General features: G+C 69.6%; 18 protein-coding genes. 11 read left to right on the forward strand and 7 right to left on the reverse strand.

All coding sequences use genetic code 11. The features are described 5' to 3' along the window. Positions 1 to 45: 45 nt before the first annotated feature. From DW307_RS02195 to DW307_RS02205, 3 genes are all read left to right on the forward strand, one after another. A complete protein-coding gene (locus tag DW307_RS02195; RefSeq protein WP_136023803.1) occupies positions 46 to 975 on the forward strand; it encodes a M15 family metallopeptidase in 930 nt (309 codons plus the stop codon). Positions 976 to 1,127: 152 nt separating this feature from the next. Beyond that, positions 1,128 to 2,291: an acyl-CoA dehydrogenase family protein gene (locus DW307_RS02200; RefSeq protein WP_136023804.1), complete on the forward strand. Its 1,164-nt coding sequence runs from the start codon at positions 1,128 to 1,130 to the stop codon at positions 2,289 to 2,291. Between the two features lie 112 nt (positions 2,292 to 2,403). Continuing rightward, positions 2,404 to 3,501, forward strand: coding sequence for a serine hydrolase domain-containing protein (locus tag DW307_RS02205; RefSeq protein WP_136023805.1), 1,098 nt, complete (start codon positions 2,404 to 2,406; stop codon positions 3,499 to 3,501). 201 nt (positions 3,502 to 3,702) lie between these two features. Here DW307_RS02205 and DW307_RS02210 read toward each other — a convergent pair whose 3' ends face one another. From DW307_RS02210 to DW307_RS02230, 5 genes are all read right to left on the reverse strand, one after another. Beyond that, positions 3,703 to 4,308: an ECF transporter S component gene (locus tag DW307_RS02210; protein ID WP_136023806.1), complete on the reverse strand. Its 606-nt coding sequence runs from the start codon at positions 4,306 to 4,308 to the stop codon at positions 3,703 to 3,705. Beyond that, on the reverse strand, positions 4,305 to 5,180 hold the full coding sequence (locus DW307_RS02215) for a siderophore-interacting protein (protein ID WP_136023807.1): 876 nt from the start codon (positions 5,178 to 5,180) through the stop codon (positions 4,305 to 4,307). The genes DW307_RS02210 and DW307_RS02215 overlap by 4 nt, the downstream gene beginning before the upstream one ends. A 10-nt stretch (positions 5,181 to 5,190) precedes the next feature. Further along, entirely contained in the window at positions 5,191 to 6,006 is an 816-nt protein-coding gene (locus DW307_RS02220) for an energy-coupling factor transporter transmembrane component T (protein WP_136023808.1), read from the reverse strand. Then, positions 6,003 to 7,694, reverse strand: a complete 1,692-nt coding sequence (locus DW307_RS02225; protein ID WP_136023809.1) for an ABC transporter ATP-binding protein — start codon at positions 7,692 to 7,694, stop codon at positions 6,003 to 6,005. The genes DW307_RS02220 and DW307_RS02225 overlap by 4 nt, the downstream gene beginning before the upstream one ends. A 77-nt stretch (positions 7,695 to 7,771) precedes the next feature. Further along, the gene (locus DW307_RS02230) at positions 7,772 to 8,317 is read right to left on the reverse strand and encodes an ECF transporter S component (protein ID WP_021198457.1); all 546 of its coding nucleotides are present in this window, start codon (positions 8,315 to 8,317) and stop codon (positions 7,772 to 7,774) included. 167 nt (positions 8,318 to 8,484) lie between these two features. Between DW307_RS02230 and DW307_RS02235 the strand changes: the two genes are divergently transcribed. From DW307_RS02235 to DW307_RS02265, 7 genes are all read left to right on the forward strand, one after another. Then, positions 8,485 to 11,703, forward strand: coding sequence for a S8 family serine peptidase (locus DW307_RS02235; RefSeq protein WP_084487242.1), 3,219 nt, complete (start codon positions 8,485 to 8,487; stop codon positions 11,701 to 11,703). Positions 11,704 to 11,887: 184 nt separating this feature from the next. Beyond that, complete coding sequence (locus DW307_RS02240; protein WP_136023810.1) at positions 11,888 to 14,173, forward strand: carbon starvation CstA family protein; 2,286 nt, start codon at positions 11,888 to 11,890, stop codon at positions 14,171 to 14,173. 28 nt (positions 14,174 to 14,201) lie between these two features. After that, positions 14,202 to 14,435, forward strand: a complete 234-nt coding sequence (locus DW307_RS02245) for a YbdD/YjiX family protein (protein ID WP_240750454.1) — start codon at positions 14,202 to 14,204, stop codon at positions 14,433 to 14,435. Positions 14,436 to 14,466: 31 nt separating this feature from the next. Then, positions 14,467 to 15,648: a sensor histidine kinase gene (locus DW307_RS02250; RefSeq protein ID WP_136023812.1), complete on the forward strand. Its 1,182-nt coding sequence runs from the start codon at positions 14,467 to 14,469 to the stop codon at positions 15,646 to 15,648. A 5-nt stretch (positions 15,649 to 15,653) separates the two neighbouring features. Continuing rightward, a complete protein-coding gene (locus DW307_RS02255; protein ID WP_029258754.1) occupies positions 15,654 to 16,391 on the forward strand; it encodes a LytR/AlgR family response regulator transcription factor in 738 nt (245 codons plus the stop codon). Then, positions 16,388 to 16,762 carry a hypothetical protein gene (locus DW307_RS02260; protein WP_021198463.1) on the forward strand — a complete coding sequence of 125 codons (375 nt, stop codon included), beginning with the start codon at positions 16,388 to 16,390 and terminating at the stop codon, positions 16,760 to 16,762. The genes DW307_RS02255 and DW307_RS02260 overlap by 4 nt, the downstream gene beginning before the upstream one ends. After that, the gene (locus DW307_RS02265; RefSeq protein WP_029258755.1) at positions 16,759 to 18,216 is read left to right on the forward strand and encodes a sodium/solute symporter; all 1,458 of its coding nucleotides are present in this window, start codon (positions 16,759 to 16,761) and stop codon (positions 18,214 to 18,216) included. The genes DW307_RS02260 and DW307_RS02265 overlap by 4 nt, the downstream gene beginning before the upstream one ends. A 1-nt stretch (position 18,217) precedes the next feature. On the opposite strand, the gene DW307_RS02270 is transcribed toward DW307_RS02265, so the two are convergent. Both DW307_RS02270 and DW307_RS02275 read right to left on the reverse strand, forming a co-directional pair. Next, positions 18,218 to 19,153 carry a pirin family protein gene (locus DW307_RS02270; RefSeq protein ID WP_136023813.1) on the reverse strand — a complete coding sequence of 312 codons (936 nt, stop codon included), beginning with the start codon at positions 19,151 to 19,153 and terminating at the stop codon, positions 18,218 to 18,220. Beyond that, a complete protein-coding gene (locus tag DW307_RS02275) occupies positions 19,150 to 19,494 on the reverse strand; it encodes a GNAT family N-acetyltransferase (RefSeq protein ID WP_136023814.1) in 345 nt (114 codons plus the stop codon). Before DW307_RS02275 ends, DW307_RS02270 begins: the two co-directional genes overlap by 4 nt. A 207-nt stretch (positions 19,495 to 19,701) precedes the next feature. Between DW307_RS02275 and recQ the strand changes: the two genes are divergently transcribed. Continuing rightward, positions 19,702 to 21,723, forward strand: a complete 2,022-nt coding sequence (gene recQ, locus DW307_RS02280) for a DNA helicase RecQ (protein WP_136023815.1) — start codon at positions 19,702 to 19,704, stop codon at positions 21,721 to 21,723. Positions 21,724 to 21,737: the final 14 nt, after the last annotated feature.

Here is a 21,737-nt window from a genome sequence, read left to right on the forward strand (position 1 = left end):
TCGCAAGACAGTCTGCTACATATCTTCGAATGAGAAGATGGATCAATGCCCTTCCTGCCGCACGCTCAGCATGCGGCTCCGCGGTCCCCGATCCGCGGGCCCGCATTGCCGATCGGCGTCGCCCTCACTGCCATCGGCATCCTGCTCTCGATCGGTTCCGGACCGGTGTCGCCCTCGGGTGCCGACCCGATGCCGGTGCCGGTCGCGGTCATGCAGGTTCCGCCGGTCAGGGTGGCCGCGACGACCGCGGCCGACCCCTGTGCCGAGCCTTCGGTGCAGCAGGCGATCGCGAGCGGCGACGATGCGGCGGCGATCGCGGGCTTCGGCGGCGGTGCTGCCTTCCGCGAGGCGGTCGTCGCGGGGAACGCTCCGTGCGTCTCGCTCATCGATCCTGCGCGCCTCTGGGTCGTGGTGAACAAGTCGCTGCCGCTGAACCCGCCCGAGTACGAGCCGGCGAATCTCGACTCCGTGCCGCTGCAGATGACGACACCCTCGGGGCGCGTGCGCTCCGACGTGGCCGCGGCGGTCGGTCGGATGGCGGATGCCGCCGCAGCCGCGGGCGTGGGACGCATCGGCGCGAACAACGGCTACCGTTCCTACGGACTGCAGGTGACGACGTACGGATCCCACGTGCGATCACAGGGACAGGCCGAGGCGGATGCGGGCTCGGCGCGCCCCGGCCACAGCGAGCACCAGACGGGTCTCGCACTCGACGTGGTCGCCTGCGGCACGGGGTGCGGGGGCCTCGACGGCTTCGGAGCGACCGCGCAGAGCGACTGGGTCGCCGCTCATGCCTGGGAGTACGGCTTCATCGTGCGTTACGAGCAGGTCGGCACCCCCGTGACGGGGTATGCGCCGGAGCCGTGGCATCTCCGCTACGTCGGAGTCGACCTCGCCGCGGCCTATCACGAGGGTGGATTCCACACGCTCGAAGAGTTCTTCGGCCTTCCTGCCGCGCCGGATTACGCGCACTGAATCGGGGGCGGAAGCCCCGGTTGCGACATCCGACAAGTGCGGTACCCAGTGTCACGATTTATGGGATGCATTCTCACAACGTCCTGTCCCGCGTCCCCTCGGCGACATAGAATCACCGGAGCAACGATGCATGAGACGTTCAGGAGGACGGCATGGAACGCGACATCTACGACGAGGATCACGAGGCTTTCCGGGACCTGGTCAAGGACTTCGTAAAGCGCCACGTGACCAACGAGGCGATCGAGCGGTGGGATGCCGCCGGTGAGATCGACCGGGGGACCATGCGCGCCGCCGGCGAAGCGGGTCTGATCGGCCTGTCGGTCCCCGAGGAGTTCGGTGGCGCCGGGATGCTGCAGGACTACCGCTTCCGCACGATCGTCATGGAAGAGGTCATCGCCGCAGGTGCCGGTTCGCTGGCGGGGGCCTTCGGCATCCAGGACGACCTGGCCGTGCCCTACCTCGTGCACATGGGAACGCAGGAGCAGAAGGAGAAGTGGCTGCCCCGCATGGCCACGGGTGAGGTGCTCGGCGCACTCGCCATGACCGATCCGGGAGCGGGTTCGGATCTGCGTGGCATCAAGACCAACGCCAAGAAGGTCGACGGCGGCTACATCCTCAACGGCGCGAAGACGTTCATCTCCTCGGGCACGACGGCCGACGTGGTCGTCACGTTCGTCAAGACCGGTGAGGGCAACCGTCCCGACGCGTTCAGCCTGCTGCTCGTGGAGAAGGGCATGGAGGGCTTCGACCAGGGCAAGAAGCTCAGCAAGATGGGTTTCCACGGCTGGGACACGGCCGAGCTCAGCTTCACCGACGTGTTCGTCCCCGACGAGAACCTCATCAGCGGCAAGGAGGGCCAGGGCTTCATCCAGCTGATGCTGAACCTGCCGCTCGAGCGTCTCTCGATCGGCGTCGCCGCGGCCGCAGCCGCACAGGCCGCCCTCGACTGGACCATCGCCTACACGAAGGATCGCGAGGCGTTCGGTGAGCGCATCGCCGACTTCCAGAACACCCGCTTCCGGCTCGCCGACATGTCTGCGACCACCGATGCGATGTGGGCGTACATCGACCGCGCACTGCTCGCCTACAAGGACAACAAGCTCACCGCGGAGGATGCGGCGAAGGTCAAGTTCTGGGCGACCGAGCGCGAGTGGGAGGTGCTCGACACAGGCGTGCAGCTGCACGGCGGATACGGCTACATCATGGAGTACCCGATCGCGCGCGCCTTCACCGACGCCCGGGTCCACCGCATCTACGGCGGCACGAACGAGATCATGCGCGATCTCGTCGGCCGTCAGATCGTCGGCAAGCGCTGAGATCGTGCACCTGCAGAGGCCCCGGATGCGACGTCCGGGGCCTCTTCCCGTCTCGGCCGGATCGTCGTCGAGGCGTGGACACGGGGTGCTGCCGCCGGGTTGAATCGAGGGCATGACGACCTTGTTCCGGCAGATCCTGGAAGACCACGTCGCGCGGGGCACCGCTCCGGGGATCATCGGCGTGCTCGGCGCTCCTGGCGGGGCCATCGAGATCGTCACGGCCGGCGATCTCCCGGCGGATGCGATCGTCCGCATCCAGTCGATGACGAAGCCGATCCTCGCGGTCGCGGCGCTGAGGCTCGTGCAGGAGGGACGCCTCCGGCTCGATGACCCTGTGGAGCGATGGCTGCCTGAACTCGCCGACCGCTGGGTGCTGCGCGCTCCGGACGCCCCGCTCGACGACGTCGTACCCGCGACGACACCGATCACGCTGCGGCACCTGCTCACGAACACCTCCGGATACGGGGTGCAGGTCGTGCCGTCCCCGCTGGCGGAGGCGATGATCGGGAACCGGACGGCCGCAGGGCAGGAACCTGTCGCGATGGGCGCTCAGGAGTGGCTGGACGCGCTGGCCGTGCTCCCGCTGGCCTTCGAACCCGGCACCGGATGGCGTTACCACCACTCCTTCGGGATCCTCGGGATCCTGCTCTCGCGGGTGGTCGACGGTTCGTTGGAAGATCATCTGCGACGCGACCTCTTCGCCCCGCTCGGCATGGTCGATACCGGATACACGGTGCCCCTCGACCAGGCGCACCGGCTGCCTGCCGCGTATCGTCACGAGCACGGCGCCCTGGTCGAGATCGAGCCCGCCGCCGGGGGCTTCTCCGTCGCGCCCGCTCCGTTCGACCTCAGTCATTCGGAGCTCGTGTCGACCGCGGCCGACTATGCGGCTTTCGCGGGGATGCTCGCCGCAGGGGGACGGCATGACGGCAACGTCATCATCGACCCCGAACTGTTCGCGCTGATGCGCACTGACCAGGTGCCGTCGAGCGCGAAGACCGACGACAGCTTCTTCCCGGGATTCTGGGAGGGCACGGGCTGGGGGTTCGGCGTCGCGGTGCAGACCGAGGGAGAGAACGCGGGTCGCTACGGCTGGTCGGGCGGGCAGGGGACGGACTTCTGGGTCGATCCCGACGGCTCCTTCGGGATCGTGCTGAGTCAGGTCGAGATGGGTCCGGAGATCATGGGGCTGTTCGCCGACGTGCAGTGACGCTCTCCGGCACCGCCGGGCGTCGCTCGGTGTTCTCGGGATGCCGGCCGCGACCGGGACCGCGACCGGGACCGCGCGAACCCCGAGGCTCGGCGGGCGCACACGCTTCGACATCGCCGCCTGACGATTCAACGCCCGCCTGACGACTCCGCTGCGAGTGATGACGTCGATGCGTGACGTGGGCGGCTGCGCTCGCGAGGTTCAGCGGTGCTTGCGGACTCCGGCCCTGCCGAGACCGGTCGCACCCACTCCCGCCCTGCGCAGGCGGTCGGCGATCAGGATGCCCAGAGCGGTCGCACCGACGCAGCTGGCCATCGTGATGACGAAGAACAGCACCTGCACCGGGAGCGTGAAGTCACCGAGGTTGAACGAGTACCAGGCCAGGGCCGGATACACGAGGCCGACGACCACCGCGCCGACGTAGTGCATCCAGGTTCCCCAGTACCGCCAGAGCACGAAGAGGAATGGGAGCTCGGTGAACGCGGCCCACCAGAGATTGGTCGCTACGCTGCCGAACCCGTAGCCGGAGAACGGCACGATCACGAGACCGGCGAGCAGGCCGACGAGCAGACCCACCAACGGCCGACGCAGCAGTCGGAGGGCGAGCACCGAGGGCAGCAGCCAGAGCCCGGCCAGTGCGACGCTCACGAACGGCAGCCCGGGGAAGAGGATCGTCGACACCCAGTTGGCGGGGGCGAGCAGCAGTCCGCCGGCCACGCCGAGTGCCGCGCAGGTCAGCAGGATGGCGGTAGGGAAGCGGAACCGTCCGCCGGTGCGGGGCGTCCGGCCCGCGGCATCCGCGCTCACGCCAGGGGCTCCGCGGCAGCTTCGCGGGCGGCCTTCGACGCGGGGGAGGCCGCACCGATCTTCCAGTATCCGCAGAAGCTCACGGCGTTCTTGTCCACCCCGCGCTCGCCGACGAGGTGTTTGCGGGCACCCGATGCGAGCGCCTGCTCACCCGCCGCGTACGCATGGAACGGGGCCTCCGGCAGGGCGGTGCGGCCGAGCGTCTCCAGCGCGAGGGAGCCGGGGGCGACATCGTGCGGGCGCACGATCCAGACCACCTCGATGCCGGCGGGACGGGCGAACTCCAGAGCATCCTCTTCGCTCGGCGTCTCGACGATCGCGGTGCCGACGGCGTCGACCGGCAGCGAGGCGCAGATCGAGGAGATCGCGGGCAGGGCGGTCTCATCGCCGACCAGCACGACACGATCCGTTCCGCGCTGCGGATTGAAGGTGAGGCCCTCGTCGATGATCAGCACGTGCTCGCCCGGCCGGCAGGCCTCGGCCCACCGAGACGCCGGGCCGGCCGTTCCGTCGGACGCCGAGCCGTGCAGCACGAAGTCCACGTCGATCTCGGCGCCGGCGTCAGCCGTGGCCGCTCGATATGCGCGCACGCTGTAGTTGCGCATCACCGGACGTTCGCCGTCGGGGATGCGCAGGAACTTCAGGTAGCCGAACATCTTGTTGGCCTTCGCCGGCACCCGGTCGAGGCCCGCGTCGCCGCCGATGGGCAGGAACAGCCGGAACCACTGGTCGAACCCCATCGGGCGGAACTTCTCGATCTCGCCGCCGCCGAGCGTCACCCTGATCCAGTGCGACGACAGGCGTTCCGTACGCAGCACCACCAGGTGGATGAGCTCGGTCGACTCGGGCTTGACCATCTTGCTGAATGCCATCGGGTGCCTTTCAGGGAAGCTGCCAGGGGAAGAAGGCGACGAAGATGGCCGCGGATGCCAGCAGGGTCGCGATGGTGAAGACGGTGTCGCGTGTGCGGAACGGGACGAGGTGCCGCTCGGTGCGGGTGGGATGCGCACCGAACGCGCGCGAGTCCATCGCCAGCGCCACCCGCTCGGCGTGACGGATCGCGCCGGCGAGAAGCGGCACGATGTAGCCCCACCCGCGGGCGATGCGGGCGAACAGTCCGCGTCCGCCGTGGTAACCGCGCACCCGGTGGGCCGCCCGGATCACGGCGAGCTCATGCCCGAACCGCGGCACGAACCGGAACGCTGCCAGTGCCGTGTAGCCGATCCGGTACGGCACCCGCAGCTGCTGCACACTGGCGCGCACGAGGTCGGGCCCGCTGGTCGTGAGCCCGCCGACGAGCGCGAGCGCGACGATCGATCCGAGCCGCAACGCCGTCGCGAAGCCGATCAGGAGCGCTCCGCTGTAGAGGGTCCAGTCGCCGATCCGCAAGACGGGGGCACTGCCCGCGACGAGTCCGGTGTCGACCCACACGGAGAACCCGATGCCCACCAGGAGCATGCCGGCCGGGAGACCGAGCAGCAGGAGAGCGAGGAGCCGAACCGTGAGACGCGCCCCGGCCAGGATCAGCGCGTAGGCGAGAATCAGGAAAGCGGCGGGCGTCGCGAGGTCGCGCACGAACACGAGCAGGACCATCGCCGGCGCGAACCCGGCGACCTTCGCGAGCGGATTCAACGCATACAGGAACTGCCGCCGCGTCGCCGTGATACGTGCGTACGGATCGAAGGTCGTCGTGGTCACGCGGTCGCCCCGAGCCCGGCCGAGGCCAGCACGCGCTGCAGCGGGGGCAGGCGCAGCCCCGCGTCGGCGAACAGCCGCTCGTCCTGCAGCAGGGTGGCGGTGGGGCCGACCGCCTGCACCCGGCCGGCCGCCAGGACCACGACGTGGCTGGTGTGCTCGGCCACGAGCTGGAGGTCGTGCGTGACGATCACGATGGTCGTGCCTTCAGCGCGCAGGCTCTGCAGCAGGTCGAGCAGCTCGGCGGCTCTGGCGCGATCCTGTCCGAACGTGGGCTCGTCGAGCGCCAGCACCCGCGGGCGGGTGATCAGGGCCGTCCCCACCGACAGTCTTCGCTTCTCGCCGCCGGAGAGCAGGAACGGATGCACGCCCGCCTTGTGCTCGAGGCCGAAGCGGGCCAGCATCTCGCCGACCCTGGTCGAGATCTCGTCATCCGGTACGTGCCGCAGCCGCAGTCCGTGGGCCAGCTCGTCGAACACCGTGGGGGCGATGAACTGGTGCTCGGGATTCTGGAAGACGAACCCGATGCGCGCGGCGAGGTCGCGCGGCGATGCGGTGCCCGGATCGATCCCGTCGACCCGCACCTGGCCACGAGGCGGTGGCACGACCCCTGCGAGCGCCTGGATCAGCGTCGTCTTGCCCGCGCCGTTCGCACCGACGATCGCCGTGAGGCTGCCCGGTTCGAGATCGAGATCGATCCCGTGCAGGATCTCGGTGCGGCGTCGGCGCACGGTCAGCCCGCGAGCGCGGATGATCGGCTCGACACGTGCCGTCGCCTCGCCGGAGGGTGGAGAGATCTCGTCGGCTGCGCGCCGAGGGGTGGAGGGCGAGACGTCCTCACGATCGAGCGCTGCGGCGAGCTCCTGCGGCGACAGCGGCAGGAGGGCGAGCGAGAATCCCCGTTCCCGAAGGCGGAGTGCCGCCAGGGTGGCAGCGGGAAGCCACACTCCCATCCGGACCAGCTCATCCGCGTGGTCGCGGATGATTTCGGCCGCCGGCCCGTCGAAGGCGACCCGGCCGTCGCCGTCGAGCACGATCGCGCGCGTGACGAAAGCCATCGCCGCGTCGAGGTTGTGCTCCACGAGCAGGATCGCGCGGTCGCCGGTCGCGACGACCTCCGAGAGGGCGGCGTACACGTCGTCGATGCCCTGGGGATCGAGGTTCGCCGTCGGCTCGTCGAGCACGATGAGCGGAGAGCCCATCGCCAGGGCTCCGGCGATCGCGAGTCGCTGCCTTCCGCCGCCGGAGAGGTGGTCGGGGTTCTCGTCGCGCCGTTCCCAGAGTCCGACCCGACGCAGTGCCTCCTCGACGCGACTTTCGACCACGTCGAGCGGAAGCCGCAGGTTCTCGGGGCCGAACGCGACCTCGTCGTAGACGCTGCCGGTGACGATCTGCGCATCGGGATCCTGGAAGACCATCGCGACGTGTGTGCTCAGCGTGGCCGTCTGCGCGCTGGCGGTGTCGATGCCCCCGGCTTCGACGGTGCCGACCAGCGTCGCGGGGAGGGCGTGGGGGATCAGTCCGTTGAGCGCGAGGGTGAGCGTCGACTTGCCGGAACCGGACGGACCGAGCAGGAGCACGACCTCTCCGGCATCGATGTCGAACGTCACGTCGCGCGGCGAGGGGTGCGCCGCATCGGCGTGGGTGAGGGAGAGGTCACGCACGCGGAGCAGGGGCGCGGATGGGCGCACGGCGAAGTCCCGGGTCGGCGGATCGTACGCTTCTAACTTAGCTGAGCCTTACCTGATTCTCCATGCGGGACGAGCGCCTATCGGCGGGCGACGCCCGCGCGACTGAGCGCGGAACCGATCGCGAGGCCGACCGCGGTCCACGCGATCGGTCCGAGCACCGAGATCGCGAGGTAGAGGATCTGCGCCCACAGCGGCATGACCGCGAGGTGGGCGGCGAAGAACACCACGACGGCCACGAACATCCCGATGATCGCCGCCGAGATGAAGAACCGCCACGGCCCCCAGGAGCGATAGCGGGTGAGGGCGGCCACCCCCTCCTGGATCAGACCGAACAGCAGTGCCGTGCCGATGAAGCGCAGCGCCCACGCCGGGTTGAAGGCGCTCGCGATCAGCGCGGCGAACACATGAGTGATCAGCGCGACGAGCGGAAGGCGCAGCACCTCCTGCGCGATGATGCCCGGCAGCACGTGCGAGCCGAGCACCAGGCCGTAGAGGAACAGCAGGGGGCTCGCCAGCAGCACCGGCGTCACCCATCCGGCGATGCCCGCGAGGATGCCCGTCGCGACTCCGATCGCCGCGCAGACGAGCAGTACTCGGGTCGACAGGACGGAGGTACGGGCCACCTCTCCAGCTTACTGTCGACCTATCGGGAGGGCGGCCGTGGATAACCCTGGTCGATCGGCGAATGCCGACTGGTCGATCGACCAGATCTCGCGTCGATCGCTGAGGGCGGGACTATGTTGGCCGCGGTGCAGCAACGCGGTTGCACCGTGATCATCGGGAGCACCACATGGGTCGAACACCCCTCCGGATGGCAGCGGCCGCCACCCTGGCCACGCTGTTCATCGCATCGACAGCAACCACCGGCTACGCCGCGACGGAGGAGGTGACGCACCCCGTCCCCGTCGCAGGAACCCCCGGACATTACATCGTCGTGATGAAGTCGGATCCGCTCGCCACCTATGAGGGCGACGTGAAGGGTCTGAAGGCCACCAAGCCCGCGGAAGGCGAGCAGCTCGAGACGCAGTCGCAGGATTCGCAGCGCTACGTCGAGCACCTCCAGACCGAGCAGACCGACCTCGTCAGCGACATCGGCGTGACCCCCGACACGACGTATCAGGTGGTGCTGAACGGGTTCAGCGCCGACCTCAGCGGCGAACAGGTCGATGCGCTCCGTGCCTCGAAGGACGTGCTCGGTGTCTACCCCGACGAGATCCGCCACCCCGATGCGCAGACCTCGACCGACTACCTCGGTCTCGGCGACGACCGCAAGGGCCGCGGCGGCGTGTGGCAGCAGACCGGAGGAGTCGAGAAGGCCGGAGAAGGCGTCGTCGTCGGTGTGATCGACACCGGCATCGCCCCCGAGCACCCCTCCTTCGAGGGCAAGAAGATCAAGAAGCAGAAGCAGCAGAACACTCGCAACAAGGGTGGTCAGCCCTACACCGACGGCACCTACGTCTACTTCGACAAGTCCGACGGTGGCCAGTTCCAGGCCGCGATGGTCGAGGGCCAGGACTGGGACAAGAGCGACTACTCCTCGAAGCTCATCGGCGGACAGTACTTCTACGCCGGAGCCGAGGCCGCCGGGTTCGACTTTCAGTACGACTACCTCTCGCCGCGTGACGGCGACGGCCACGGCTCGCACACCGCGAGCACTGCCGCGGGCAACTTCAAGGTCAAGGCCAGCATCGAGAACGTCGATTTCGGGACGGTCTCGGGAGTCGCACCGGCCGCGAAGATCTCGGCCTACAAGGCCTGCTACGTCGGCCCCGACACGTCGACCAAGGACGATGACATCTGCGCGCAGAGCGACCTCATCGCCGCGATCGATCAGGCTGTCGCCGACGGCGTCGACGTGATCAACTACTCCATCGGTGGCGGCGCCGCCAGCACTGTGATGGCCCCGGAGGACCTCGCGTTCTTCAACGCCGCGGCTGCCGGCGTCTTCGTCGCGACCAGCGCCGGCAACGACGGCCCCGCCCCGGTCACGGCCGACCACGCATCGCCCTGGTACACGACCGTCGCCGCCTCGACCATCCCGACCTGGGAGGGCACCGTGCAGTTCGACGGGTTCGCGCAGGCCGGAGCCTCGGTGAGCGTGCCGTTCGGTCAGAGGGTCACCGGCCCGTCCATCGCCGCCGTCGATGCCTCCGCAGCGGGAGCGAAGGATCCGCAGCTCTGCCTGCCGGGCACCCTCGATCCGGCCAAGGTCGCCGGACACATCGTGGTCTGCGACCGTGGCGGCAACGCCCGCGCCGAGAAGTCGCAGGTCGTGAAGGATGCCGGAGGCATGGGCATGGTCCTCGTGAACGTCCCCGGTGGCGCCGACTCGCTCGACAACGACTTCCACTCGGTGCCGACCGTGCACCTGAACGCGGTGCACCGCGCCGCGGTGCTCGCGTACGTGCAGGGCGGCGTGGATCGTCCGATCACGCTCGTCGGGGAGAACACCACGGGCGTCACCACCCCGACGCCGCAGATCGCAGGCTTCTCGAGCCGCGGACCGATGCTGGCAGACGGCAGCGACGTGATGAAGCCGGACATCGCGGCTCCCGGCGTCGCGATCCTCGCGGCGACCGAGAACGCTCCGGGCGAGAAGCCGACCTTCGGCATCCTCTCCGGCACGTCCATGGCCTCGCCGCACGTCGCGGGTCTCGCGGCCCTGTACCTCGGTGAGCGCCCGAAGGCGACGCCCGCCGAGATCAAGTCGGCGATGATGACCACCGCCTACGACACGGTGCTGCCCGACGGATCGAAGAACACGAACCCGTTCGAGCAGGGTGCGGGTCAGGTCGACCCGAAGCGGTACCTGAACCCGGGTCTGCTCTACCTCAACGGTGTGAAGGACTGGGCGGCGTTCCTCGACGGGAAGGGGTTGTCGGACTTCCCCGGCATCGATCCCATCGACGGCAGCGATCTGAACCAGGCGTCGATCTCGATCGGCTCGCTGACCAGCGCGCAGACCGTCACCCGCACGGTCACCTCGACCGAGAAGGGCACGTTCACCGCCAAGGCCTCCGTGCCGGGAGTGAACATCAAGGTCACGCCGCAGCAGCTGAAGTTCGATCGCCCCGGTCAGACGAAGACCTTCACGGTCACGTTCGACAACGCGAGCGCTCCGGTGGAGCAGTGGGCCACGGGTTCGCTGACCTGGACGAGTGCGAAGAACTCGGTGCGCTCTCCGATCGCGCTGTTCCCGGTCACGGCCGATGCTCCGGCCGAGGTCACGGGCAGTGGTGTCGACGGCAGTACGTCGGTGGACATCACCCCCGGTCTCACCGGAGATCTGGCGCTCGGACTCTCGGGTCTGACTCCGTTCGAGCTGCTCGCCGATGCGGACAACCCGGTCGAGGGTCACTCGGGTGACGAGAAGTCGGGTGATGCGAACAAGGACGTGTCGTGGATCGTGAACGTGCCGGAGGGTACGACGCTCTCGCGGTTCGACCTCGACTCGTCCGATGACAAGGGCAGCGATCTCGACCTCACCGTGTACCGCGTGGTGAGCCCGGACGACCTGCAGTACTACCAGCGCTGGCGTTCGGCGACCGGCTCGGCGGATGAGCAGGTCACGATCCCGTCGCCGACGGCGGGTACGTACCTCGTGGTGGCCAACATCTACTCGACGACGGGCCCGATGACGTGGGACATGACCTACGCCAACGTGCTGCCCGACGGCGAGGGAGACCTGACCGCCACGCCGAACCCGCTCGCCGCGGTCCGCGGCACGCAGACGTCGTACGACCTCAGCTGGACCGGCCTGGCCGCCGGCACCCGCTACCTCGGGGTCGTGCAGTACGGCGAATCCGATGTCCGCACCGTGCTGACGGTCGACGTGCCGCAGGCGAAGGCTCCGGAGACCCCGGCGCCCGAGACTCCGGTACCCGAGACTCCGGCGCCCGAGACTCCCGCGCCGGAGACCCCGGCTCCGGAGACGACCGCGCCGGCGACTCCCGCACCGCAGACGTCGGCGCCGGCGACTCCCGCACCGCGAGGGGAGAAGCGGGAGTAATACAGAAGCACGACAGCACGGCACCCCGCGGTCGAACGACCACGGGGTGCCGTGCTGCGCGGGCGCATCCGTTCACCGCGTGAACGGCGCCGCTCGTCGCAGCACCTGCTCCCTCGGTCCTCTCCGACGGCGTCGTCTTCCTAACGTGGGGGAACGCAACGTCGCGTATCCCGAGGAGACCCCCATGACCGCACCTTCGTCGCGCCGCCGCGACGGCGCCGAACTCGTCGACGACGAGCCCATCATCGTCACCGACCCGAACCTCCCTCCCGTGGCCCTCACCGAAGAGCACCACGAGAAGGCGAACCGCTGGACCCTGCCGAAGATCATCCTGTGGGCCGCGATCGCCCTGCTGGGTGCCGTCGCCTGGACCATGCTCGCGATCGTCCGCGGCGAGACCGTCAACGCGATCTGGTTCGTGTTCGCCGCGGTCTGCACGTACCTGATCGGCTACCGGTTCTACTCCAAGGTGATCGAGAAGTACATCACCCGGCCCGATGACCGCAGGGCGACTCCCGCCGAGGTCAAGCAGGACGGCAAGGACTACGTCCCCACCGACCGCCGTGTGCTCTACGGTCACCACTTCGCCGCGATCGCCGGCGCCGGCCCGCTCGTCGGACCCGTGCTCGCCGCGCAGATGGGGTACCTGCCCGGCACGATCTGGATCATCGTCGGCGTCGTGCTCGCCGGCGCCGTGCAGGACTACACGGTGCTCTTCTTCTCGATGCGCCGCGGCGGCCGCACGATCGGTCAGATGGCCCGCCAGGAGCTCGGCAAGATCGGCGGCACCGCGGCGATCATCGCCTCGCTGCTGATCATGCTGATCATCGTCGCCATCCTCGCCCTCGTCGTCGTCAACGCGCTCGGCGAGAGCCCATGGGGCGTCTTCTCGGTCGCCATGACCATCCCGATCGCCCTCTTCATGGGCGTGTACCTGCGTTATCTCCGCCCCGGCAAGGTCACCGAGGTCTCGATCATCGGCTTCGCCCTGCTGATGGCGGCGATCATCGGCGGCGGCTGGGTCGCCGGCACCGAGTGGGGTCAGGCGATCTTCCACCTCGACCGCACCACCATCGCCTGGGGCATCATCGTCTACGGCTTCATCGCCGCCGTGCTCCCGGTCTGGCTGCTGCTCGCCCCGCGCGACTACCTGTCGACCTTCATGAAGATCGGCGTGATCGTCATGCTCGCCGGAGCCATCGTGCTGGTGCGCCCCGAGATCACGGTCCCCGCGGTCAGCATCTTCGGCGAGAACGGCATGGGTCCGGTGTTCGCCGGTCCGCTCTTCCCCTTCCTGTTCGTGACGATCGCGTGCGGGGCGCTCTCCGGGTTCCATGCGCTGATCGCCTCCGGAACGACCCCGAAGCTCATCGAGAAGGAGCGCCAGACGCGCTTCATCGGCTACGGCGGCATGCTCATGGAGTCGTTCGTCGCGATCATGGCCCTCGTCGCCGCGATCTCGATCGACCAGGGCATCTACTTCGCGATGAACGCGCCGACGGCGGCGACGGGAGGCACGGTCGAAGGGGCCGTCGCCTTCGTGAACTCGCTGGGGCTGACGGGGGTGAACCTCACGCCCGAGATGCTCACCGGCACGGCGGCCGCGGTCGGCGAGGAGTCGATCGTGTCCCGCACCGGTGGCGCCCCGACGCTCGCCCTCGGACTCGCGCACATCATGCAGCAGGCCCTCGGCGGTCAGGCGCTCATGGCGTTCTGGTACCACTTCGCGATCATGTTCGAGGCGCTGTTCATCCTCACCGCGGTGGATGCCGGTACACGCGTCGCCCGCTTCATGCTGCAGGACTCCATCGGCGCCTGGTTCCCCAAGTTCCGTGACGTCTCGTGGCGTCCGGGCGTCTGGATCTGCACGGCGATCATGGTGGCCGGATGGGGAGCGATCCTCATCCTCGGCGTGACCGACCCGCTCGGCGGCATCAACACCTTCTTCCCGCTGTTCGGCATCGCCAACCAGCTGCTCGCCGCGATCGCGCTCGCCGTGGTGCTGGCCATCGTCGCCAAGCGCGGCCGCAGCTACTTCAAGTGGTTGTGGATCATCGCCCTGCCGCTGGCGTTCACCGCGGTCGTGACCATCACGGCGTCGCTCTACAAGATCGCCTCTCCGGTGCCGGCCATCGGCTACTGGGCGAACCACTTCCGCTACGTCGCGGCCCGCGACAGCGGAGACACCTCACTCGGCGAGCCGCAGGTGCTCGACGCGGTCATCCGCAACACCGCCGTGCAGGGCACGCTGTCGATCATCTTCGTGACCCTGGCGATCATCGTGATGGTGACCGCTGTGATCGTCACGATCAGGGCCATCCGCAACGGCGGCGGCGAGAACACCGAGGAGCCGCCCGTGGCCTCGCGCCGCTTCGCCCCGGCCGGATTCCTGCCGAGCGCCGAAGAACGTGAGCTCGAGAAGCAGTGGGAGCCGATCCTCGCCGACGAGCGCAAGGCGTCGACCCACTGATGTCGATCCCCCTGAGATGGCCGACACCATGAGTCGGACGGATACCGCGACCTCCCTCCTGCGGACACTGCTCAGTGCCGTGGCGCGGGCTGGTCGCGGCATCCGGTGGTACATGACGACCCTGATGGGCGACACCGCCTATGCGACCTACGTCGCCCATCAGCGTCGGCAGCATCCGGAGGAGGAGCCGCTGACCGAACGGCAGTTCTGGCGGCAGCGGATGGACGACCAGGATCGCAACCCCGGTGCCCGCTGCTGCTGAGCGCAGCCACGCCGGTGCCTAGGCTGGGACCATGACCGACGTCGTTCTCGCAGCGATCCTCGGCGTGCTCGGCGGCATCGTCCTCTCGGTGCTCCTCCTGCTCGCACGCCGACTCGCGCGCGGGGCCGCCGACCTCGGAAGCGACGCCGAACAGGCCGCCCTCACCGCACTGCATCAGGCGAGCCTGGCGGCGCCGCATCTGCGCGCCGGACTCTCGGATCCCGATGTGGTCAAAGCCGCGCGTCACCTGCGAGTGCTGCTCGGCAGTGCGGCGGTCGCGATCGTGAGCGCGGAAGGCACGGTGTCGTTCGACGGTCCGTCCGACGGGCTCGAATCCGCGGCCCGCCGCATCGCCGCCCAGGTCGGGGCCTCGGGGCGGAGGCAGGTGTTCCCGGCGCAGGGAAGGGAGGACGACCTGGAGGCGGTCGGCGCTCCGATCCTCGTCGACGGCCGGGTGGCGGGAGTCGTCGTGGCGTTCGCGGCACCGGTCAGAGCCGCGCTCGTGCGGGCGGCGGAAGAAGTCGCCGACTGGTGCGCGGCCCAGGTCGAACTCGGCGGGCTCGATGCGCAGCGGACGCAGCTGGCCGAGGCGGAGCTGCGGTCGCTGCGGGCGCAGATCTCCCCGCACTTCATCTACAACGCCCTCACGGCGATCGCCTCGTTCATCCTCACCGACCCCGCGCGGGCCAGGGAGCTGGTGCTCGAGTTCGCCGACTTCACGCGCTACTCGTTCCGCCGTCAGGGCGAGTTCACCACGATCGCCGAGGAGCTCGGCAGCATCCACTCCTATCTGGAACTGGAGCGCGCCCGATTCGGTGATCGGCTCCGCGTGACCCTGCAGATCGCCCCGGAGACGCTGGCGACCGTCATCCCGTTCCTCTCGGTGCAGCCCCTGGTCGAGAACGCGGTCCGCCACGGGCTCGAACCGGGCGAAGGAGGAGGGGAGATCCGCATCGCCTCGCGCGACGACGGCACCCACACCGAGATCACGGTCGAGGACGACGGTGTGGGCATGGACCCCGAGGCGCTGCGCGCAACTCTCACCGCGGGGGACGACGGTGTCCACGTCGGGCTCCGCAACGTCGACACCCGGCTCCGCCAGCTCTACGGTGCGGACGGAGGGCTGGTGGTCGAGACGAACACCGGCGCCGGTACCCTGGTGCGCATGCGGGTCCCGAAATCTCAGCCGCAGCACGACCCGGACAACGACTGACGATCATGACCAACAGCGCCCCCTCGATCGACGTCCTCGTCGCGGATGACGAGCGTCCAGCCCTCGACGAGCTCGTCCACCTGCTCGGCACTGACGCCCGCATCGGCGAGATCCTCACCGCGTCGTCGGGCGCGGATGCGCTGCGGCTGATGTCGGAGCGCGCGGTGCGGATCGCGTTCCTCGACATCCACATGCCGGGGTTGACCGGGATGGAGCTCGCGCGGGCGCTGCTGACCCTCGCCGAACCTCCGGCGGTCGTGTTCGTCACCGCCGACGAGGCGAAGGCGGTGGAGGCTTTCGAGCTGCGTGCCGCCGACTATCTGCTCAAGCCCGTGCGCCTCGAGCGTCTGCGGCGGGCGGTCGACCGGGTGGTCGAGCTCGGAGACGCCGCGGCATCGGGCGACGACGAGATGCTGCCGGTCACGGTCGGCTCGGTCGTGCGGTTCGTGAAACGCAGCGACGTGCGCTGGGTGCGGGCGCAGGGGGACTACTCCCGACTGCACACCGGAGATGGGACGGGTCATCTGGTGCGCATCCCGATCTCGGAGCTGGAGGCGCGATGGGCGGATGCCGGGTTCCTCCGCATCCACCGCTCTTCGCTCGTGCGCATCGCCGCCGTGACCGAGGCGCGGCTGTCGGGGCCGGAGCCCACCGTGTCGATCGGTGCGACCTCTCTCCCGGTCAGCCGGCGACTGGTACCCGCGGTGCGCGACGCGCTGCTGCGCGGAGAGGGGGCAGGATGACCGAGAAGCCGAAGCGGGTTCGTGTGACGGCCGACCTGCCCGATCGGAGGCCGACCACCTTCACCCGCGGCATCGCGCTCCCCGGCTCGCCCGTCGACGAGGCGGATGCCGTGTATGCGCGCGCCCTGATGCGCAGTCAGCTCCGGCTCGCGCTCGGGACCGTCGCGGGGTTCGTCGTCGTGGTCATCGCGCTGACCCTGACGATCGCTCTCGTCCCCGAGGTCGGACAGGTCGTGGTCTGGGGCCTGCCGCTGTCGTGGCTGCTGCAGGCCTACGCGTTCTATCCGATCATCCTCGTGTTCGCGGTGCTCTACGTGCGCACGGCCGCCCGCAACGAGCGCCGATACCGGGCGCTCCGTGATCGCGAATGAACGCGGTGCTCGACCTCATCGGCGTCGCGCTCGTCATCGTCGCGACCCTGCTGATCGGGGTCTACGGACTGCGCATCTCGCGCACGACGGGAGACTTCTTCGTCGCCTCGCGCACCGTGCGGCCGGTGTGGAACGCGTCGGCGATCAGCGGCGAGTACCTCTCGGCCGGCACTTTCCTCGGACTGTCGGGTCTCGTGCTGCTCGACGGCGCCCGCGGCTTCTGGTTCCCGATCGGCTATGCGGCCGGCTACCTGCTGGTGCTCGCGTTCGTGGCGGCGCCGCTCCGGCGCAGCGGCGCCTACACGATCCCGGACTTCATCGAGGCGCGGCTGGAGTCGACGTCGGCCCGGCGCGTGACCAGCATCGCGGTGCTGGTGATCGGCTGGCTCTACATCGTGCCGCAGCTGCACGGAGCGGGGCTGACGCTCCTCGTCGTGGCCGGCCTTCCGGAATGGGTGGGGGCCGTGACCGTCGCGGTGCTCGTGGCGGCGGCGGTCGCCGCGGGCGGCATGCGGGCCATCACCTATGTGCAGGCGTTCCAGTACTGGCTCAAGCTCACGGCGCTCCTGGTGCCGGTGGTGTTCATCGCGTTCGCCCTCAGCGGCGGTCCGCACGACGTCGATCCCGCGCTGGTGTTCCCCGTCGAGGCCGGGCCCTCGGGCTTCGACGCGTATGAGACGGCATCCCTGTTGCTCGCACTGCTGTTGGGGACGATGGGGCTCCCGCACGTGCTGGTGCGGTTCTACACGAGTCCGACCGGGGTGTCGGCGCGGCGGACCACCGTCATCGTGATCGGCATGGTGAGCGCGTTCTATGCGGTGTCGAGCACGATGGGGCTGCTGGCGCGCATCGCCGCTCCCGACCTCGCGGTTCCCGGTGTCGCCGACACGGTGGTGCTGCTGTTGCCGTCGCGCGTGTTCCCCGGAGCGTTCGGCGAATTGCTGACCGCGCTGATCGTCGCGGGGGCGTTCGCGGCGTTCCTGGCGACATCGGCCGGTCTCGTCGTGTCGCTCGCGGGCGTGATCAGCCAGGACGTGTTCTCCGGCTCGGTGCGGTCGTTCCGGCTGTCTGCGGTGCTCTGTGCACTGGTGCCTCTGGCGGTGGCGTTGCTCACAGCGCCGGCGGGCCTCGGGTCCAGCGTCGGCGTGGTGTTCGTGGTGGCGGCGTCCACGCTGTCGCCGGTCGTGCTGTTGGGAGTCTGGTGGCGAGGACTCACCGCCCGTGGCGCGGTCGCCGGGATGCTGTCGGGCGGGATCGCCGCCGGACTCGCGCTGCTGGTGCACGCGGCGGTCGGGGGAGTCGGAGTGGCCGCGCCCTACCTCGCGCAGCCCGCCGCCTGGACGATCCCGCTCGCCACGGCCGTGACGGTCGTGGTGTCGCTCTTCGATCCGCGGGGACCGTCGCCGCGCACGGAGCGCTTCCTCGCTCGTGTGCACACGCCCGAGCGCGGCTGAGTCAGAGTTTCCGGCTGCGCGGCATGAGCCGCACGTCAGGGAGCGGCGGAGCGGGGATGCGCACGTCGTGACCGTCGACCGCGCCGAAGCGGGGGGATGCCGCTCCCGTCACGGACTCCGCTTCCCACTCTTCGCGCGCCTCGACGATCTCGTCATGCGAGCGGCCGGCGAAGTTCCACCACATCACGATGTCGTCCTCGAAGGGCGCGCCGCCGAGCAGGAACAGCAGGGCCCCCTCGGTGCTCGACACCTCGACGGTGTCGCGGGAGTCGCCGAGGTAGAGCAGTGCGTTGCGATCGAGCGGATGCGAGGCCACCACGGCGTCTCCCTCGACGAGCATGAGGGCGTGCTCCCAGTCGGAGCGCAGCGGCAGATGCACACGCGAGCCGGGAGCGAGCACGATCTCGGCCCCGACGATCGGGGTGTGCACCGTGGCGGGCGAGCGCACGCCGGCGAACTCGCCGAGCACGACGGTGGCTTCGGCATCCGCTCCCTCGTCGGCCGAGACGGTGAGTGCGGGCAGTGCGGTGTGCCGTTCGAACCCGGCAGCGCCGTGGCGGGCCGAATCCGGGAGCACCACCCAGAACTGCAGCGCATCGAGGGGGACGGGATCCTCGCCGATCGAGTACTCCGAGTGCGAGATCCCGTTGCCCGCGGTCATCAGGTTCAACTGCCCGCGACGCAGGTCGGCGTCGCTGCCGAGCGAGTCGCGGTGACGGATCTCTCCGACGAGCGGCCAGGTCACGGTCTGCAGACCGATGTGGGGGTGCGGCTCGACCCGCATCTTCGTGTCGGCCGGTCCGAAACGGTCGAGGAAGCACCAGGCGCCGATCGTGGGCAGGTTGCGGTGCGGCAGGGCGCGCAGCACGTTCATGCCGCGCACGCCGCCGAGCGGAACCTCGCGGGGCTCGAGGAGGAGGCGGTGCTGTCCGATCATTCGGCGCGGCCCGTCGGGTCCTCACCCGCGGTTCCCACAGGTGCAGAGGGGGTCTTCGGCCAGCGGATCTCGGCACCGGCCACCTCGTGCGTCTCGAGGTACTTGGCGATGTACGGGCACAGCGGCACGATCGCGTCACCGCGTCCTGCCGCATCCGCCAGCGCCTCGGCAGCGAGCTTCCCGGCCAGCCCCTGGCCTTGGAACGCCGGGTCGACCTCGGTGTGGATGAAGCGGATGGATCCGGGGCGCAGGTCGTACGCGGCGAAGCCGGCGAGCACGTCGTCGGAACGGATCTCGTACCGCGATTCCTCGTCGTTGCGGGTCACGGTGATGGCGGTCATCGGCTGCTCCTTCGAACGGATGCCTCCAACCTACGCCCCGCGTGCACGGTCGGGCCCGGCGAAAACCCAGACCGTCTGCCGCCGCACCGGCGCGTCGGAGTGCGACACTCCGTGGGGGAGGCGGGTGGCCTGGGTTTCGGCAGCCCGGGCGGTCGAGGGTGTGGAGGAAGCGCCTCCCGCGTCGGCGGGGGTCGTTACGCTGGAGGGATGCCGCAGACTCCCCGTGACCCGTACGCGGACCTGCCGTACGCCGACGAGCCCTACGACGACGGTTGGGAGTCGTCCGCCCCGCCCGAGCCGATGGACTGGGAGCCGCAGGGGGCGGGCTACGAGCCGCCGCTCGACTGGGGTCAGGGTCCGGTCACGCCGGTGGCCCCCGCATCCGCGGCTCCGGCCGCTCGTCGCGCGACGCCGAGCCGGTACGCGACCGCGCGCGAGGCTCTGCACACCGTCTTCGGCTACGACGAGTTCCGCGGCGACCAGGTGGCGATCGTCGAGCAGGTCATCGCCGGCGGAGACGCCGTCGTGTTGATGCCGACCGGTGGCGGAAAGAGCATCACCTACCAGGTGCCCGCCCTCGTCCGTGAGGGCACGGGCCTCGTGATCAGCCCGCTCATCGCGCTCATGCACGACCAGGTCGATGCCCTGCGGGCCAACGGTGTGAAGGCCGCCTACCTCAACTCCACCCAGGCGATCGACGAGCGTCGCGAGGTCGAGCGGGCCTACGTCGCCGGCGAGCTCGACCTCATCTACGTCGCCCCCGAGCGTCTGTCGAACGCGCAGACCACGGCGCTGCTCCAGCGCGGAACGCTCAGCGTCATCGCGATCGACGAGGCGCACTGCGTGTCGCAGTGGGGGCATGACTTCCGCCCCGACTACCTGACGCTCGGCGACCTGGGGGAGCGGTTCCCCGGGGTGCCGCGCATGGCGCTCACGGCGACGGCGACCGCGGCGACGCACAAGGAGATCACCGAGCGGCTGCACCTCGAGGGCGCCGCCCACTTCGTCGCGAGCTTCGACCGCCCGAACATCCAGTACCGCATCGTGCCGAAGGTCGATCCGCGCAAGCAGCTCGTCCAGTTCATCCGCTCGCAGCCGGAAGGCGCGGCAGGGATCGTCTACGCGCTCAGCCGCAAATCGGTCGAGCAGACGGCGACCTCTCTCGCCGCCCAGGGGTTCGATGCGCTGCCGTACCACGCGGGTCTGCCCGCCGAGGTGCGGGCGGCCAACCAGGCGCGCTTCCTCCGTGAAGACGGCGTGGTCATGGTCGCGACCATCGCGTTCGGCATGGGCATCGACAAGCCCGACGTGCGCTTCGTCGCGCACATCGATCTGCCGAAGTCGGTCGAGGGCTACTACCAGGAGACCGGTCGCGCCGGCCGCGACGGCGAGCCCTCTGTGGCGTGGATGGCGTACGGTCTGGGCGACGTCGTGCAGCAGCGCCGGCTCATCGACCAGAGCCCCGGCGACCGCACGTTCAAGATGCGGATGGGACAGCACCTCGACGCGATGCTCGCGCTGTGCGAGACCGTGGAGTGCCGCCGGCAGAACCTGCTGGGGTACTTCGGCCAGGAATCGCAGCCCTGTGGCAACTGCGACACGTGCCTCGAGAACACCGAGACGTTCGACGGGCTCGTGCCCGCGCAGAAACTGCTCTCGACGATCGTGCGGCTGAAGCGGGAGCGCAATCAGGCGTTCGGTGCCGGCCACCTGATCGACATCCTCCGCGGCGCCTCGACCGAGCGCATCCGGCAGCAGGGACACGAGAAGCTCGCGACCTACGGCATCGGCAACGACCTCTCCGATCAGGACTGGCGCAGCGTCGTCCGGCAGCTCCTCGCTCGTGGCATCCTGGTCGCGCAGGGCGACTACGGCACCCTCGCTCCCGGGGAGCAGGCCGCCGGAGTGCTGCGCGGCGAGACGGCTGTACCGCTGCGCAAGGACACGATCGGGCGTCCGACCTCGTCCGGTCGGGCTCGCAAGGCCAGTGCCGCCGATGCCCTGGACGCCGGAGACCGGGGTCTGTTCGAGGCGCTGCGCATCTGGCGGGCCGAGACCGCCCGCGAGCAGGGCGTCCCCGCCTACATCGTGTTCGGGGACGCGACCCTGCGCGCGCTCGCGGAGCATCGTCCTGCCTCCCTCGCCGACCTCGACGGGATCACCGGTATCGGTGCGAAGAAACGCGAGGCGTACGGCAAGGGCGTTCTCGCGGTCATCGCCGCGGCCTGATCTGAGCCCTGACC

The sequence above is a fragment of the Microbacterium sp. K27 genome, from assembly GCF_004794435.1.
Classification (GTDB): Bacteria; Actinomycetota; Actinomycetes; order Actinomycetales; family Microbacteriaceae; genus Microbacterium; species Microbacterium maritypicum_A.